Source organism: Pseudoalteromonas sp. S2755 (assembly GCF_005886535.1).
Classification (GTDB): Bacteria; Pseudomonadota; Gammaproteobacteria; order Enterobacterales; family Alteromonadaceae; genus Pseudoalteromonas.
In genome coordinates this window covers 1-16316 of record NZ_PNDS01000077.1, presented here as the reverse complement: position 1 = coordinate 16316, position 16316 = coordinate 1, and the positions used below count along the sequence as shown (strand labels likewise).

The 16316-nt window shown below is 41.3% G+C and carries 14 protein-coding genes and 1 pseudogene; 14 read left to right on the top strand and 1 reads right to left on the bottom strand.

The genetic code is table 11. The features are described from left to right. Positions 1-189, bottom strand: a pseudogene (locus CWC03_RS23930) (serine hydrolase domain-containing protein); the annotation flags it as partial. 326 nt (positions 190-515) lie between these two features. Between CWC03_RS23930 and CWC03_RS13685 the strand changes: the two are divergent. The 14 genes from CWC03_RS13685 (at position 516) to rfaH (ending at position 15660) form a co-directional block, all read left to right on the top strand. Continuing rightward, entirely contained in the window at positions 516-1907 is a 1392-nt protein-coding gene (locus CWC03_RS13685; protein WP_138582372.1) for a lipopolysaccharide biosynthesis protein, read from the top strand. A 2-nt stretch (positions 1908-1909) separates the two neighbouring features. Beyond that, complete coding sequence (locus tag CWC03_RS13680) at positions 1910-3082, top strand: glycosyltransferase (RefSeq protein ID WP_249314044.1); 1173 nt, start codon at positions 1910-1912, stop codon at positions 3080-3082. Beyond that, on the top strand, positions 3079-4653 hold the full coding sequence (locus tag CWC03_RS13675) for an asparagine synthase family protein (RefSeq protein WP_138582370.1): 1575 nt from the start codon (positions 3079-3081) through the stop codon (positions 4651-4653). Before CWC03_RS13680 ends, CWC03_RS13675 begins: the two co-directional genes overlap by 4 nt. Before the next feature lie 248 nt (positions 4654-4901). After that, on the top strand, positions 4902-5984 hold the full coding sequence (wecB, locus tag CWC03_RS13670; protein WP_138582369.1) for a non-hydrolyzing UDP-N-acetylglucosamine 2-epimerase: 1083 nt from the start codon (positions 4902-4904) through the stop codon (positions 5982-5984). Further along, positions 5984-7060, top strand: coding sequence for a glycosyltransferase (locus tag CWC03_RS13665; RefSeq protein WP_138582368.1), 1077 nt, complete (start codon positions 5984-5986; stop codon positions 7058-7060). The genes wecB and CWC03_RS13665 overlap by 1 nt, the downstream gene beginning before the upstream one ends. A gap of 34 nt (positions 7061-7094) precedes the next feature. Continuing rightward, positions 7095-7853 (top strand): WecB/TagA/CpsF family glycosyltransferase, encoded by a 759-nt coding sequence (locus tag CWC03_RS13660; protein ID WP_171040260.1) that lies wholly within the window; start codon positions 7095-7097, stop codon positions 7851-7853. 7 nt (positions 7854-7860) lie between these two features. Beyond that, complete coding sequence (gene tviB, locus CWC03_RS13655) at positions 7861-9141, top strand: Vi polysaccharide biosynthesis UDP-N-acetylglucosamine C-6 dehydrogenase TviB (RefSeq protein WP_138582366.1); 1281 nt, start codon at positions 7861-7863, stop codon at positions 9139-9141. 16 nt (positions 9142-9157) lie between these two features. Next, positions 9158-10105: a Gfo/Idh/MocA family oxidoreductase gene (locus CWC03_RS13650; protein ID WP_017217123.1), complete on the top strand. Its 948-nt coding sequence runs from the start codon at positions 9158-9160 to the stop codon at positions 10103-10105. Then, positions 10105-10683 (top strand): acyltransferase, encoded by a 579-nt coding sequence (locus CWC03_RS13645; RefSeq protein ID WP_138582365.1) that lies wholly within the window; start codon positions 10105-10107, stop codon positions 10681-10683. Before CWC03_RS13650 ends, CWC03_RS13645 begins: the two co-directional genes overlap by 1 nt. Before the next feature lie 12 nt (positions 10684-10695). Further along, entirely contained in the window at positions 10696-11778 is a 1083-nt protein-coding gene (locus CWC03_RS13640) for a DegT/DnrJ/EryC1/StrS family aminotransferase (RefSeq protein WP_138582364.1), read from the top strand. 24 nt (positions 11779-11802) lie between these two features. Then, positions 11803-12732 (top strand): glycosyltransferase family 2 protein, encoded by a 930-nt coding sequence (locus CWC03_RS13635; protein WP_138582363.1) that lies wholly within the window; start codon positions 11803-11805, stop codon positions 12730-12732. 2 nt (positions 12733-12734) lie between these two features. Then, positions 12735-13886: a hypothetical protein gene (locus tag CWC03_RS13630; protein WP_138582362.1), complete on the top strand. Its 1152-nt coding sequence runs from the start codon at positions 12735-12737 to the stop codon at positions 13884-13886. Positions 13887-13938: 52 nt separating this feature from the next. After that, the gene (locus tag CWC03_RS13625) at positions 13939-15105 is read left to right on the top strand and encodes a nucleotide sugar dehydrogenase (protein WP_138582361.1); all 1167 of its coding nucleotides are present in this window, start codon (positions 13939-13941) and stop codon (positions 15103-15105) included. A 75-nt stretch (positions 15106-15180) separates the two neighbouring features. Next, on the top strand, positions 15181-15660 hold the full coding sequence (gene rfaH / locus CWC03_RS13620) for a transcription/translation regulatory transformer protein RfaH (RefSeq protein ID WP_138582360.1): 480 nt from the start codon (positions 15181-15183) through the stop codon (positions 15658-15660). The last annotated feature ends 656 nt before the right edge of the window (positions 15661-16316 follow it).

The window sequence follows — 16316 nt, the reverse complement described above, 5'->3', positions numbered from 1 at the left end:
AAAGCAACCGATGCCGGCAAACTCATAGGTAATTACTAGGGCCTGTTGCCCTTTGCTGTTTGATTTTTGTTCTCCTGAGTGTGTTTTGGTCGCGACGCTCGACTTGCCGCCTAGTAATCTAGGCAAAAGTTGAGCAACAATGAACAAAGCGCACTCAGATGAACCCAAAGGGCAGCGCTTGATTAGTATTTCTACTGTGTTCTCGCCTGACTCACATAGAATAACTATGCTACGCAGGCTCTGCTTTGTACAAATACCAATCAAACTGCTGCAAAAACAAACTTGAAAGGTAAACAGGGCCTAGTGTGAGTATCTGTTGGACGAAATTAAAGCAATATCTTTTCAATACCTTGAACGCTAATATTATGGCTTACGATAAGGTATTTTGTGGCGTAGATGAGTTGCATTGCTCGTGTTAGAATGAAAGTTTGAGGATGAAGTCAAGGTTAATACTTTTCGCGTAGTGACTGGTTTGACTGTTGATGTGTTAATATTGCAAATTAAAAGATACGCGCTTGGCCACAAATAACTTTTTAAAAAATATCCTAACTCTTGTTTCGGGCACTGCTTCGGCGCAACTCATTTTGTTACTGATTTCGCCTGTTTTGACACGACTCTATAGTGCGCAGCAGTTTGGTAACTTCGGTGTGTTCGTCAGTATTATCACTATACTTTTAGTACTCGTCAGCTTGAAGTATGAGCTCGCGCTTCCCCTTGTAAAACAACATTCGATTGCTAAGGTGCTACTACACCTCTGCTTTATCTTGATAGTATTGAGCTGCACAGTGGTTGCAGTTGTTGTCTATGCATTTGATTCATGGTTGATAGCGCATCTCAATCTATCGCTAGATAAAAGTGAGCTTTATCTTATCCCTGTTGCGCTATTTGCTTGTGGTTGTTATCAACTTTTGCATTTTTACGCGATTAAAACAGAATCTTTTCGGGTGTTAAGTGTGTCAAAAGTGACCCAATCCGTGATTATAGCAATAGCGCAAGTTGGGCTTTCGTTGTGGACAGTTTTTGGTTTAGTGCTTGGGCATACTTTCGGATTTATTGCATCGACTTTGATGTTTTTATTACAAAAGCGAGATACGTTACACTTTAACGGCTACAACCCAAAACGGTTGCTAGCGGTTGCTACACGCTTTAAAAACTTTCCTAAGTATACGCTTTGGGCTTCATTGGCTAACACCTCAAGTACGATGTTGCCCGTAGTATTGTTCTCCGGCTACTACTCTGCAGCGCTCGTTGGGCTCTATATTTTGGCACATAGAATGTTATTTGCACCTGTAACGCTCATCGGAAATGCGGTTGGAAATGTCTTTATGTCAAACGCCAAACATTATTTAGTTGCTGGAACGTTGGCAAAAAATACCCTGGATATTCATAATCGACTGATACTGATTGCTATGCCTATCATGGCCTTAACTTTGCCTTTTTTACCTGAGATATTTGCAGTGGTTTTCGGGGAAAAGTGGACTGAAGCGGGGGAGATTGCCCAGTTTATTGCTATATGGATCTACTTTGTATTTACTGCGTCTCCTATCAGTACTGTTTTGGTTGCAATGGAAAAGCAAAAGCTTGCGGCTTATTTTGATTTTGGTTCTTGTATCGTTCGGCTAGGGAGCGTAGTGCTGTTATCTTCCATGGCTTTTAAAGATGCAATTATGTACTTTTCAATTATCAACGCACTTGTAGTAAGTGCCTTCATCTTATTGGTTTTTTCTCAGCTCAATATTTCTATAGCAGACTTGATTATGCCGCATTTAAAAGCGTTTGCTGTTTTATGTTTGCCAAGTTTTGTGATTATTCACTTACTTGCCGAGCAAAGTGATTTCATTGGTTTTCTCAGTGCAGTGTTTGTCGTGTTGCCATTAACATTACTGATGATAAGGAAAAAGATTTGAAAGTGCTCGTTTTACCTTCTTGGTATCCACCGTACAAGGGGGAATTTATTCAGCAGCAGGCGGAAGCGCTGGCTGAACAGGGACATGATGTTATAGTGCAAAGTGTAGAGCGTATTTCACCAAGAGAGCTACTGCGATGGTTGAGTGCTTGGTGTTGGTTGTTTTCTGGTCGTTACACGTTATCGCAAGAGGGTCCGCTGACTGTCGTTCGGGCGCCATTACCTGGTATTCCAAAGTTTTATGCATTATATGCTGAGCTGTTTGCATTTAAGTCTAAACAAGTTTTTAAACGGTACAAAAAGGTGATGCAGTACCAGCCAGATGTGATCCACGCACATAGTTTAATATGGGCCGGGTATGCAGCGAGCAAAATCGCAAAAATGTTTCCGGTTAATTATGTGGTCACAGAGCATCGAGGGCGATTTATTAATAATCAGTACGTAAATGAGAGTGAAAAACAGGAAATGTCACTAGTACAGGTTAAAAAAGCGCTGCAAGGGGCAAGTAAAGTCCTATGTGTCTCATCTAAGCTTATTCCTTACCTACAGAAAGTGTGTCCTGAGGCCAAGCTTGAAGTCCTTGCCAACATGGTAGATGTAGATCGTTTTACAATGAAACGTTCAACAGTACACCAAGCTTGTCAGTTTATCTGTGTTGCGCATGTTACGCCCCTAAAAGGTCATGAAACTTTGCTCCAAGCCTTCGCGAGCGTAGCATCTATAGATAAAGATGTCTCATTAACGATAGTCGGTGATGGTTGGTATTTAGACCGAATCAAGGAGTTGGCTGTAGAGTTGAACCTCGAAAGCCGAGTCAACTTTACGGGTAACTTGACGGCGAGTGAGGTCGTGAGTGCGCTTCAGCAGGCAGATGTTTTTGTTCTTCCAAGTCAATACGAGGCCTTTGGGGTAGTATATATCGAAGCGATGAGTGCTGGCTTACCAGTTATCGCTACGAATACTGGTGGGGCTGTGGACTTTGTAAATAAAGAAAATGGCATTTTGGTTGAACCAAATAATATCGAGTTACTTGCAAATACGATGCAGTATATGAGGGATAACAGAGCACGCTACTGTAGCCAAACTATTGCAAAGCAAACTAGACAGCGTTTCTCTACTTTTCACATTGTCAATCAACTTAGTGAGCACTTACAAAGTGTGTCGGAAGTCAAATGATGTATAGCGTAATAACAAACCATGTAAAAGCGTTCAATGTACTCGGAAGTCCCTACTTAGAGCAAAAAGCGCTCGATGGTAGTGAGTTTGAGCGTGGGTTTTTCGAACGACACTCCCTCTCTTCATTATCTGGCTTTTTTGCATTGCTCAGCCATGGAGATGAGTTTGTGAGGCTTGTAGTTGATAGAGTTCGCTCGATTCCATTATTTTATGCAATAAAGAATGACAAAATATTGTTCTCCTCTGATTATGCTTGGCTGCATTCGGAGTTACAGCAAAATGAAGAGTGTGAGCTGGGTAAGGCTGAGTTCGCATTAACTGGCTATGTGTGTGCAGATAGAACGTTATCTAAGCAAATAAAGCAAGTTGAGGCGGGCCAAGAAGTCATCATTTGTAAGCGCACTGGGACAGTTAGCAAATCAAACTATTTTCTATTTCAACATCATGAGCCTGAGGTTCAGGTTGAGTCTCTATATGTTGAACAATTAGACATGGCTGTGAAGGCTGTATTCAAACGGCTTATAGAATTTGCCGCCGGACGCCAAATTGTGCTGCCGCTTTCTGGTGGGTTTGACTCTCGACTTATCGCTTCAACGATAAAACAACTTGGCTATCAAAATGTCGTCTGTTTTTCCTATGGCTTAACAGGAAATAAAGAAGCAGCGCTGAGCAAGCAAATTGCTACTGGGCTGGGCTTTCAATGGTATTTTGTTGAGTATAACGAAGATAAATGGCGCAATGCTTGGTTTAGTGACGAAGCCGATGAGTTTCGAGAAATGGCCTCTAATGGTGTGTCTTTACCACATATACAGGATTGGTTGGCGGTCAGAGAATTAAAAGACAAACAGTTAATTTCAAGCGATGCTGTTTTTGTGCCGGGCCACAGTGGCGATTTTGTCGCAGGCTCTCATATCCCAGACATTGTTTTTGAACAACAGCAGTTCTCAAAATCTGACCTAACCTCACACTTGCTCACGGATCACTATAAGAATGTGCCAAGGCGACTTATTGAAACGCAGGCATTTAATCGAATAAAGGTAAGCCTGCAGCAGCAATTATCAGATGGCGATGTTCTTAATGCAGAAGCGTTCGCTAATCAATATGAGCTTTGGGACTGGCGAGAAAGGCAGGCAAAATACATTATCAATTCGGTTCGTGTGTACGAGTTTTTTGGCATGCAATGGTGGTTGCCCTTATGGGATAAGGAATTTGTTGAATTTTGGTGTGAAATGCCATTGCAATATAGGAAAAAACGCCTTTGGTATAACGCCTATGTTGCTGACAGGTTCAAATCCGTGGTTGGCGCCCAAAGTGAAATCGCGGATAAAAATGCGGCGGATTTCAGTTTTGCTCGTAAGTTAGCGCATAGACTTTATCAAGTGATGCCTACACCGCTTAAACAGTTTATCTATGGTAAAAAACTCAGAAATGACTTTGATAATCACTTTTTGGCATTTGGGGCGTTGCTTTCTGATGAGCAAAAAGATGAATATGCCAAGTTTGGTTACACCATGATTGGAATTTATTCCTTACTGTTCTTACAATCTCGCTGGGGAAATAAAGAGAGCTAGCGGAAAGTATTGTTGGTTGCATTCTTTAACAGTTTTATTTCTGATACATGCTATATTCGCTCAGCTTTCTAAGCAAATTGTGACTTTTGTAGGCAATTAACAGCCTATCGGTTGTATCATCGCTTGGTAATAAGGTAAAATCCGTCGGTTCACGGGCTGTGTAAAACGCGGTTTTGTAGGAAAAGTAGAAGGTCTTGTGAAATAGGTCTCCTACGAGGAATATTCTCAACTAATTTGGCTACATATTTATGAAAGTTGTAACAGTAATTGGGGCAAGGCCGCAATTTGTCAAAGCCGCTACATTTAGTCGCGCAGTCAGAGAGCACAATCAAACCAGCCAAAAAGCAGTGCAAGAAGTGATAGTTCATACGGGGCAACATTACGACGCCAATATGAGCGATATCTTTTTTGAAGAGATGCAAATTCCCAAGCCAGATTACAGTCTCGGAATTGGCGGTGGCACCCATGGACAAATGACTGGCCGTCAGTTGGAAGAGATTGAGAAGGTACTATTAGAAGAAAAGCCTGACTGGGTTTTGGTTTATGGTGATACCAATTCGACACTAGCTGGTGCATTAGCTGCAGCTAAGCTTCATATTCCGGTTGCTCACGTTGAAGCTGGGCTACGTAGTTTTAATATGAGAATGCCTGAAGAGATTAATCGCATCCTCACCGACCAAATCAGCAAAATTCTATTCTGTCCTACAGATATCGCTGTGCAAAACTTAGTACGAGAAGGTTTTAAAGATAAAAGCTGTCAGGTACGCAATGTCGGTGATGTGATGCTTGATGCTGCTAGTTTCTATACACAAAGTGCAAAGCGACCAGCTATCCCAGAATATGACAGTTTCTATCTGTGTACAATCCACAGAGCAGAAAACACCGACGATGAAAATCGTCTCAAAAGCATCATTACAGCACTAAATGAGTTGTCGGAAACTCAACCTGTTATTTGCCCCATTCACCCTAGAACACAAAAATTAGCAGAATGCTTGGGTCTTGAAATTAAGTTTGACGTAATACCGCCAGTGAGTTATTTCGAAATGGTATGGCTGTTAGAGCATTGCGAGATAGTACTAACGGATAGTGGTGGCCTTCAAAAAGAAGCGTATTTTTTCTCAAAGCCATGTATTACAATGCGAGATCAAACTGAGTGGGTTGAACTGGTCAACACCGGTGTGAATCAACTAGTTGGCGCTGATAAACAAGCAATTTTAAATGCGGTTGACGCTGCAAAAACAACGAACTTTGCTCAAGCTGAGAGCTTATATGGTAACGGTGAAGCCGCGAAGGCGATATTGGCAGCTCTTCTGGAGTTTGAAAGCGCCTAATGAAACATCAGTTTGAATATATCGCTTTCGTAGATGCCGAGAAGACGCCCGGTGTTGCAAAGAAAATAGATAGTACAGTTGCTTCTGCACAAAAGTTGGGCTTGAATGCCAAGTCTACTTTGCTTGCGCCAACGATGTCAGGAGCGTGGGGATTTATCAAGGCCCTGTTGAGCACCAATACAGAAGTATTGTTTGTTCGTTTTTCTAGTTTATTGTTTCCATTTTTGTTTTTTCCTTTTTTGCTCGCGCGACTAAGAGGAACAAAAATAGTAGTGGATGTGCCAACGCCACGAAAGTCCGTGCTGGTAGAGCTTAAAACATCAGAGCCAAGAACGCTTGTAAGAATGTTTAAACAGAGTATCTCATTACTTTCTGGCAGTTGGGTGCTAATGCCTGCAAATCTAATAGTGCAATATGCGCAAGAATCTGCATGGTATTTATTCGGCGTTAAGCATAAAACACTTAAAATTGGTAACGGGATTAATATACCTGAAGATTTGCCTGTCGCACAGTCATCCTGGAAAGCCGATGATACCTTGAATTTAATTGCGGTAGCGCAACTCGCAGATTGGCATGGATATGATAGATTGTTGAAAGCAATCGCAGAATTAGCAAATAACCACGATGCGCCGAAAGTCAGTTTGACTATTGTAGGCGAAGGGGAAGCGTTTGAACCTTTGAAGAAACTGGCAAAATCATTAAAAATTGACTCGCAAGTTGAGTTTACGGGTTTTTTATCGGGCGCTAGGTTAGATGCACAGTTTAACAATGCACATATAGGCATTGCGAGCCTTGGCTTGTATCGCATAGGACTTGATGAAGCTTCAGTGTTGAAAGCCAGAGAGTATGTAGCAAGAGGGTTAAGTGTCATTGGTGCTGCCAATGATCCAGACTTCCCCGCGGATTCTGATATTCGCTTGATGGTGAGTAATAGTGATAGCACGAATGACATCACGACGTTGATTTGTGAGTTACCGACTAAAACACTAATGTCACCAAGAGAGTTAAGAAAGTATGCGGAAGAAAACCTGAGCATGGAGAGTAAGCTCAAGCGTATTTTAGATAAGTTAAATTAACAGATAGTGTAGGCGTAATTTGATCCATTCAAAAGTGTTAGATAACAAACTGTCCTCTAAAACAGTCTTTGACAAATTATTAGATGAGAGTACAAAAGGGCTGTCGCGTAGCATCGCTGTGACTTTTGTAAATCCATTTTCATACTCACTATTGAGTAAAAATGCTCGTCTATTATCGGGACTGGACGTTATTTTTTCAGATGGTTCGTTGCATACAAAATTACATAACACTTTTAACCAAAATAAAATTCAGCGATTAAGCTTCGATTTTTCTTCGATAGCAGTCGATGTTTTACGCTTTGCCAATCAAACAGGAAAACGTATCGCCTTTATTGGCGCAAAACCGACTCTAGTTGATGTCGCCGTCAAAAATTACGTCAGCATGTTTCCTGACCTCAATGTCGTTTATAAGCATCATGGTTATGTAAATGATGCTGCACTTAAGTCACAAGTCATCGCTGATCTTAATCAGCAGCAGCCAGAAATTATTGTTTGTGGTATGGGGACTCCAAAGCAAGATGAATTTATTGTTGAATTAAAAAATGCTTTAGATACTCCAGCGTTACTGTTTACTTGTGGCGGATTTATTGAGCAGTCAGCAATTAAAGCTGACTATTATCACCCTTTAGTAAAAAAACTTGGATTACGTTGGTTGCAAAGAGCGGTATTACACAAGCATGTTCGTCAAAGGCTTGTAAGAGAATACCCTAAGTTTGTTGTTAGCTATCTGCGCACACAAATGAAAAATAAACGCACTCAGTCAATCGAAGAAGCCAACCCTCGCGAGAAATAGGAAAAGTATGTTTTCTCCTTCACCAACAAAAAAAATAGGCATTATTGGCCTTGGTTATGTAGGTCTGCCGTTAGCAGCTGAATTTGGTAAATATTTTGACGTTGTTGGGTTTGACATCAATAAACGTCGAATTGAGCAATTACGTGACGGGTTTGATGCAACGTTAGAAGTGAATAAGACACAGCTAACTGAAGCGGCGAAGCTTTCTTACTCCTGTGACGAAAATGACTTAACTTCATGTAACATTTTTATCGTTACTGTGCCTACGCCGATTGACGATACACATGCCCCGGATCTTAATCCTCTTCGTAAAGCGTCGGAATTGGTGGCTCGTCATATCAACAGTAATGACATCGTCATTTTCGAAAGCACAGTATATCCAGGCGCAACAGAAGAAGTTTGTATTCCTATCATTGAGAAGATCTCAGGCCTTAAGTTTAACCAAGACTTCTTTGCTGGATATTCACCAGAGCGGATCAATCCAGGCGACAAAGTTAATACTTTAACAAAGATTACTAAGATCACTTCTGGCTCGACCCCTGAGGTCGCCGACTTTATCGACGAGATGTACCGCTCAATTATTACCGTTGGTACGCATAAAGCATCTTCAATTAAGGTTGCAGAAGCCGCGAAAGTGATAGAGAACACCCAGCGTGACTTAAACATTGCTGTGATTAACGAGTTTGCAAAAATATTCAATCGCTTGAATATTGATACGGAAGAAGTACTAAATGCAGCAGGCACAAAATGGAACTTTTTGAAATTTAAGCCTGGACTGGTCGGCGGTCACTGTATCAGTGTTGACCCTTATTATCTGACTTTTAAAGCTGAAGAAGTTGGTTATCGTCCAGAGGTCATACTTGCCGGACGTCGCATCAATGATGGTATGGGCGAATACGTTGCGACACAGCTAGTTAAGAAGCTTTCAAGCCGTAAAATTCATATAGATGAAGCAAAAGTACTCGTACTTGGGTTTACCTTTAAAGGTGACTGTCCTGACGTGAGAAACACTAAAATCATTGACGTAGTGCGCGAACTTCAAGATTTCAATATGTCAGTTGATGTCTACGATGGGTGGGCGAGTGCAGAAGAAGTAGAAAAAGAATACGGTATACAACTTGTCAATCAGATACAGCACGGTCAATACGATGGTATTATCCTCGCGGTCGATCACTCTGAGTTTAAAGAGTGGGGCGTGGAAAAGATCAGAGCATTCGGTAAAGAAGATCATGTTTTATACGATGTTAAACATGTATTAAACCCACAAGATGCAGACATAAGGCTATAACAGAGCAATGGAAAAGATGAAGAATTTCGCATTAATTGGTGCGGCGGGCTATATCGCACCTCGTCATATGAAAGCCATTAAAGAAACTGGTAATCTGCTGTCGGTTGCCTATGACATCAATGATTCTGTGGGTATCATCGATAGTATTTCACCGCAAAGTGAGTTTTTCACAGAGTTTGAGTGCTTCTATGACCATGCACATCGATTGAAGCGCGATGAAGCGACTAAGCTTGACTATGTTTCTGTTTGCTCACCTAACTATCTACACCACTCGCACATTACCGCAGGTCTGCGCTTGGGCTGTGATGTGATATGCGAAAAGCCTTTAGTACCGACGCTCGCTGAACTTGATGACCTGATTCAGGTTGAGCAAGAAACCGGCAAGAGAGTATTCAACATATTACAGCTAAGACATCACCAAGCTATCTTAGATCTGAAAGATAAGGTCGCAAGTTCGTCAAATACCGACAAGCATGAAGTGGAGTTAACATATATTACTTCTCGTGGTAAGTGGTACATGCAAAGCTGGAAAGGCGATCCTAGGAAGTCTTTTGGCGTGGCGACGAATATTGGTGTTCACTTTTTTGACATGCTGCACTTTATTTTTGGTGACTTACAGCGCAACGAATTGCATTTCATGAACAATGACAAAGCGGCTGGTTATTTAGAATATGAAAATGCCAGAGTAAAATGGTTTTTGTCTATTGATGCTGAAGATTTACCAGAGGTCGTTAAAGGTAAGCAACCGACTTATCGCTCAATCACTTGTGATGGTGAAGAGTTAGAGTTTTCGGGCGGCTTTACCGATCTTCATACTGTTTCCTATCAAGAAATTTTAGCTGGCAGAGGCTATGGCTTAGAAGACGCACGTCATTGTATAGAAACCGTAAATGCAATCCGTCAAGGCAAAGTACATATTGAATCACAAGCGGATGTTCATCCGTTTTTACAAGGCAAGCTCTAATGGCCTACCAAAAACATGAAAGCGCGCTTGTGGATGATGGCGCTCAGATAGGTGAAGGTTCTCGGGTTTGGCATTTTGCACATGTTTGTGGCGGAGCCAAAATTGGTGCCGGCTGTTCGCTCGGGCAAAATGTTTTTGTCGGTAATAAAGTAGAGATTGGTAATAACGTTAAAATCCAGAACAATGTGTCGGTGTATGACAACGTTTATCTAGAAGACGATGTATTTTGTGGTCCGAGCATGGTATTCACTAACGTCTATAATCCGAGATCGTTTATAGAGCGCAAAACTGAATACCGAGATACTCGCGTCCAGCAAGGCGCAACGCTTGGTGCAAATTGCACAATCGTGTGTGGCGTTACAATCGGCTCGTATGCGTTGATTGGTGCCGGCGCTGTAGTTAATAAAGACGTTCCCCCTTTTGCGCTTATGGTCGGAGTACCAGCGAAGCAAATCGGTTGGATCAGTAAATATGGCGAGCAACTAGACTTGCCCCTTGAAGGTGAAGGTCGTTGTGTTTGTCCGCATACTGGCGAGCAGTATGTATTAAACGGAAACCAACTTAGTCATCAATTTTAATGGAATGATGTAATGCAATTTATCGACTTAGCTGCACAGTATCAGCATTTAAAAACAAAAATAGATACACGGATCGCAGCGGTATTAGAACATGGTCAGTACATTATGGGGCCAGAAGTACAAGAGCTAGAAGCCGCATTGTCTGATTATGTAGGTGTAAAGCATACTATCACTTGTGCTAACGGTACTGACGCGCTGTCTTTAGCTCTGATGGCATTAGATGTAAAGGCTGGAGATGCCGTCTTTTGTCCAACTTTTACATTTTTCGCTTCTGCTGAGACTATCGCTTTTGCGGGAGCGACTCCTGTATTTGTCGATTCTGATGCAAAAACATTCAATATTTGTCCAATCGATCTTGAAAACCGAATTAAGCAGGTAATAGACGCTGGTGAATTGACACCTAAAGTGATTATGGCTGTGGATTTATTCGGCTTACCTGCTGATTATCCAGCGATTAAAAAAATTGCGGATAAATATCAACTAAAGATTATTGAAGACGCAGCACAAGGGTTTGGTGGTGAGATTGATGGTAAACGTGCAGGCTCTTTTGCCGACATAGCTACAACCAGCTTTTTCCCTGCTAAGCCATTAGGATGCTATGGTGATGGTGGGGCGCTATTTACCGATAACGATGAATATGCTGCATTATTACAATCACTGCGAGTGCACGGTAAAGGCAAAGACAAGTACGATAATGTTCGCATCGGCATGAATAGCCGATTAGATACAATTCAAGCCGCTATTTTATTGGAGAAGCTTGCTGCTTTTTCTACCGAGTTGGAGAATCGTAACCGCGCCGCTAAGAACTATACCAATGATCTACAGTCGCAGTTTGTTACGCCTTTTGTGCCTGAGGGGTATTTGAGTTCATGGGCGCAATACACTATCCAAGTAGATAATCGTGAACAAGTAATGCAATCATATAAAGAGCAAGGCATTCCGACCATGATTTACTATGGCACCTGTATGCATCAGCAAAGTGCTTTTGAGTATTTAGGTCATAAAGAGGGTGATTTTCCGATTGCTGAAAAACTGGCTAAGTCAGTACTAAGTCTGCCTATGCATGGATATTTATGCGCCGACAGTGCCGAATAATTTTGCTTGTGAGTGCTTAAAAGAATGAATATTTCTGTAGTTATTCCGCTTTTTAATAAAGCCGAATATATTGAACGAGCTGTTCATTCTGTACTATCTCAAAAACATCCAGCGAGTGAGATCATTGTCGTAGACGATGGCTCCACTGATGCTGGAGCGAGTGTAGTTGAAAAAATAAACAGTAATAAGGTGAGATTATTGCAGCAGACTAACAAAGGCGTTTCTGCTGCAAGAAATGTTGGTGTTCGTGCTGCTAACGCTGAGTTTGTCGCATTCTTGGATGCTGATGATGTTTGGCATGATGACTTTTTGTCTAATATTCAATCTCTTTATCAAACCTTTCCTGATGCACGTATTTTTTGTACTGGCTATGAGTTCAATACAGTGGAAGGGAAGCGAGCGGCCAAAAACCAACATTTAGTAGAAAATAGAGGGTTGCTGCAAGATTATTTTTTAGCGTGTTGTAATGCTGATTTACCAATAACCTCGTCATCTGTTTGCATTGCAAAAGAGAGCTTGCTAAAAGTCGGTGGGTTTAAAGAAGGATTAAGCCTAGGTGAAGATCAGGCCGTATGGGGTAGCGTTGCTTGTCAGTGGCCAATTGCTTACGATAAGTCAGTGTCTGTGATGTATGATTTAACGGCTTCTAGTGTTGGGCAGTCGCCGTCGGACTTTGAGCAGCCATCTCCACATATTTTTGAATTTCAGCGTTTGCTGGATGATAATATTGTGCCTACTAAGCTTATTGGAAGTGTAAAATACCTACAACACCTTACCGTGATGAGCAGTGTAAAAAGTAATTTACTCATTGGTAATCGCATGAAAGCATTAAAGCTTCTGCTAACCCACCCTTTATTACAATGGGATAGATATCGCGTAGCCGCTTTTTTCTTACTAATAATGCCAAAGAGCTGGATCGCTCGTAGCTATATGGCTTTAAAGCACCGGAGATAAGCATGGTTAGAAAGCAGTTTCTGTTTTTCTTTCTAACATTAGCAATCATGAGTATTGGTATTATTGGTCAATACCATGTGCTGCCAACTAATGCTATTTTCGAATTGCTGGTTTTATGTACTTTTTTGTTTGTTGCTAAGCGCATGTGCCCAAGCGCATGGCTCGTGTTTAGCTGTAGCCTACTTTATTTGATTATTACGTTAGCCTTAGCTAAGGCTCGCGGTATCCATCCTGTTGATTACTTTATTGCCTATAAAACTTTTTTTTATCTCGCTTTATTGTCATTTTTTTCCTCTAAAGTGTTATTCGAAGAAAAGCTACTACGACGTTTTTGGCACATTCTACTGCTACTATTTTTTGTCAAATACGTTATATGGATTGGCCTTGGGCAAGAAGGTCGGCCAGGTATTTTTACCGAAAATAACTATGAAATCATGTTTGTATTGCTATTAGGGTGTGCAATATGGGGCTTTAATCGCTCTTTGTCATTATTCGACTGGATGGCATTAGGTGTGGTTACTTTTCTTTCTGGTTCTCGTTCCGGTGTGATCTGCTTTCTTGCAATGTTCACCATTTTCTATATTAAAGACTTTGGTTGGAAAACAATAATTAAGTTGCTTGTTGTTGCTATAATCGCAGCCGGTGTCGCTGCAACCTTTATTAGTCGTTTGTCGGGCGGTGATATTGAAGCAATCGATAGGGTGGTTTTTTTCCAAGGCTTTTTGAAAGCGATCTCAGGCTGGGGATGGCAGGAATATTTGATTGGTTCGCAAACACTTACAGCAATGCCCGAGAGTGTGTGCACAAGGCTGCAGTACTACCAATCGCTATTTAGTGCAGGCAAGCCAGGCGTGTGTTACTCAGTTATATTACATACTTATCTCACTAGAGCGATATTTGACCATGGCTTTTTAGGATTGTTATTTATCTTTTTGGCAGTGAATCAGCTACTCAAATTGAGCGATGTTTCACCGCGAGCAAGACTTGCCTGCATTAGTATTTTATTTTTAAATGGAGCATCAGTCAGCTCGATGAATAGTGTATATGCTATTGTTGGACTGATTATTGTTATGACCGCGTTGTATCCGGAGCGGTTGAAATATTATGGTTCTTCAAGTGCAAAGTCAGCTAGAGAGCTAAATGCGTCCACTTAACTGTCATCTTCTTTACTTATAGTAAGCTGAGGGTTGAAAAGAGGCTAAAACTATGAAGATAACAGTTGTTGGTGCAGGTTATGTTGGGCTTTCCAACGCAATTCTTCTCGCGCAGCATAATCAAGTTACATTGCTAGATATAAACGAATCCAAGGTGCGCTTGGTGAATGATAAGATTTCGCCTTTCTATGACCCTGAGATTTCAGAGTATCTGCTTTCGAAAGAGCTCGAATTAGTAGCCACAACATGTGCAAAGAGTGCTTTTGGTAACGCTGAGCTTGTTATAATCGCTACACCAACTGATTATGATCCAAAGACGAACTTTTTTAATACAAGTAGTGTAGAAAATGTAATAGGTAAATTGCTAACTATCAATTCTCAGGCGAAGATCGTAATAAAGTCTACAGTTCCTGTGGGTTTCACCCGTAAAGCTAGGGAGCAGTTTAACTATGAGAGTATTATATTTTCTCCTGAATTCTTAAGAGAAGGTAAAGCGCTCCACGATAATTTATATCCATCAAGGATCATAATTGGTGCTAAATCAGAACATGCACAAGTTATAGCTAACCTTTTTCAACAGGGGGCATTAAAAGCGGATATTGATGTGCTTTTTAGTGGGTCAACGGAAGCAGAAGCGATCAAATTATTCTCGAATACTTATTTGGCGATGCGCGTAGCCTATTTTAATGAGTTAGACAGCTATGCTGAATCTCATGGTTTAAACGCTAAGCAGATAATTGAGGGAGTATGTTTAGACCCACGTATCGGTAGCCATTACAACAATCCCTCATTTGGCTATGGTGGCTATTGTTTACCAAAAGACACGAAGCAGCTTCTAGCCAACTATAAAGACGTCCCTAATAATATAATTCAAGCTATTGTTGATGCAAACACAACAAGAAAGGACTTTATTGCCGAGTCAATTTTGCAAAAAAAACCTAGAGTGGTGGGGATCTACCGATTAATAATGAAAGCGGGATCAGACAACTTTAGAGCTTCTTCTATTCAAGGAGTGATGAAAAGAATAAAAGCGAAGGGAGTCGAGGTAGTGGTTTATGAGCCAGTACTGAAAGAGGCAACTTTCTTTAATTCTAGAGTAGAAAATGACCTAGATGTATTCAAACGTAGCTGCGATGTAATCATCTCTAATCGTATGGTCGAAGAGTTACGAGACGTTACCGAAAAAGTCTACACAAGAGACCTTTTTGGCAGTGACTAGGCTAGACCTAATTGAGAATATACGTATAATAGTAGGCCTAATTCGTTAGGCTTATTTTTTTAGGGAACGCAACGCATGGAATGCTGGTATTTGCTCTACTGTAAACCAAAACAAGAACACAGAGCACAGTCAAATCTTCAAAATCAAGGCATAACGTCTTGCTTCCCAACTTTCGTAAAAAGAAAAACCTCTGGCTCAAAAGCTGTGAAGCAACCGCTGTTTCCACGATATTTATTTGTTAAGCTAGATCCACATTCTTCACACTTTTCTGCTGTAAAAAACACTCGCGGTGTTTCTGACTTTATTCGTTATGGTACCGATCTGCAAATGGTGCCAGATGAACTCGTTGCTCAACTAATGAATAAAAATGAAATAGCGGACGAGCTCGACCTGCAAGAAGGCGACTTGGTTCAGTTAACAGACGGCTGTTACAAAGACATTCACGCCATATATCAACAACCTGATGGAGAACTTCGTAGCATTTTATTAATTAAACTGCTTAACCATTATGCACAAATCGTTGTTGATAACTGTACAATAAAAAAGGTACAATAAAAACTTAATCCTTTATTCTTATTTAATTGTTATAAAAAGGTGTACTCTGATTTGACTGTAAACGTTCTTAACGTTGTTAGAAAGATTACATTTGCATAGCGGAACGTTTGCAATTTTGTAGTTGTAACTTAAAAGCTCAAACCATTTCGTAGCAGCGACTTTATGTCGCGACAGAATGGTTTTACGCCGCAAAAACATAAACACCTAAGGTCAACGTGGTAGGAGCGAGTTCACCTCGCGATCTTTCACTAAAACTAAAACCAGCATTTAGGAGCTGCAACCTAAGGGCGGAAGCGTGCCTGAATGCCGTAGCAGCGACTTTATGTCGCGACAGAGTGGTTCAGACGGGCTTTACACCGCGAAAACATAAACACCTTGGGTCAATGTGGTAGGAGCGAGTTCACCTCGCGATCTTTTACTAAAATTAAAACCCGCATTTAGGAGCTGCAACCTAAGGGCGGAAGCGTGCCTGAATGCCGTAGCAGCGACTTTATGTCGCGACAGAATGGTTCAGGCGCGGCTTTACGCCGCAAAGACATAGACACCTTGGGTCAAGTGGTAGGAGCGAGTTTACCTCGCGATCTTTTACCTAAACTAAAACCAGCATTTAGCAGCTGCAACCTAGGGGCGGAAATGTGCCTGAATGCCGTAGCAGC

Coding starts and splice junctions, on each gene's coding strand:
- CWC03_RS13665 (WP_138582368.1), top strand. CDS start 5,984: ATGAAACATCAGTTTGAATATATCGCTTTCGTAGATGCCGAGAAGACG.
- CWC03_RS13645 (WP_138582365.1), top strand. CDS start 10,105: ATGGCCTACCAAAAACATGAAAGCGCGCTTGTGGATGATGGCGCTCAG.
- wecB (WP_138582369.1), top strand. CDS start 4,902: ATGAAAGTTGTAACAGTAATTGGGGCAAGGCCGCAATTTGTCAAAGCC.
- CWC03_RS13640 (WP_138582364.1), top strand. CDS start 10,696: ATGCAATTTATCGACTTAGCTGCACAGTATCAGCATTTAAAAACAAAA.
- rfaH (WP_138582360.1), top strand. CDS start 15,181: ATGGAATGCTGGTATTTGCTCTACTGTAAACCAAAACAAGAACACAGA.
- CWC03_RS13675 (WP_138582370.1), top strand. CDS start 3,079: ATGATGTATAGCGTAATAACAAACCATGTAAAAGCGTTCAATGTACTC.
- CWC03_RS13635 (WP_138582363.1), top strand. CDS start 11,803: ATGAATATTTCTGTAGTTATTCCGCTTTTTAATAAAGCCGAATATATT.
- CWC03_RS13650 (WP_017217123.1), top strand. CDS start 9,158: ATGAAGAATTTCGCATTAATTGGTGCGGCGGGCTATATCGCACCTCGT.
- CWC03_RS13630 (WP_138582362.1), top strand. CDS start 12,735: ATGGTTAGAAAGCAGTTTCTGTTTTTCTTTCTAACATTAGCAATCATG.
- CWC03_RS13625 (WP_138582361.1), top strand. CDS start 13,939: ATGAAGATAACAGTTGTTGGTGCAGGTTATGTTGGGCTTTCCAACGCA.
- tviB (WP_138582366.1), top strand. CDS start 7,861: ATGTTTTCTCCTTCACCAACAAAAAAAATAGGCATTATTGGCCTTGGT.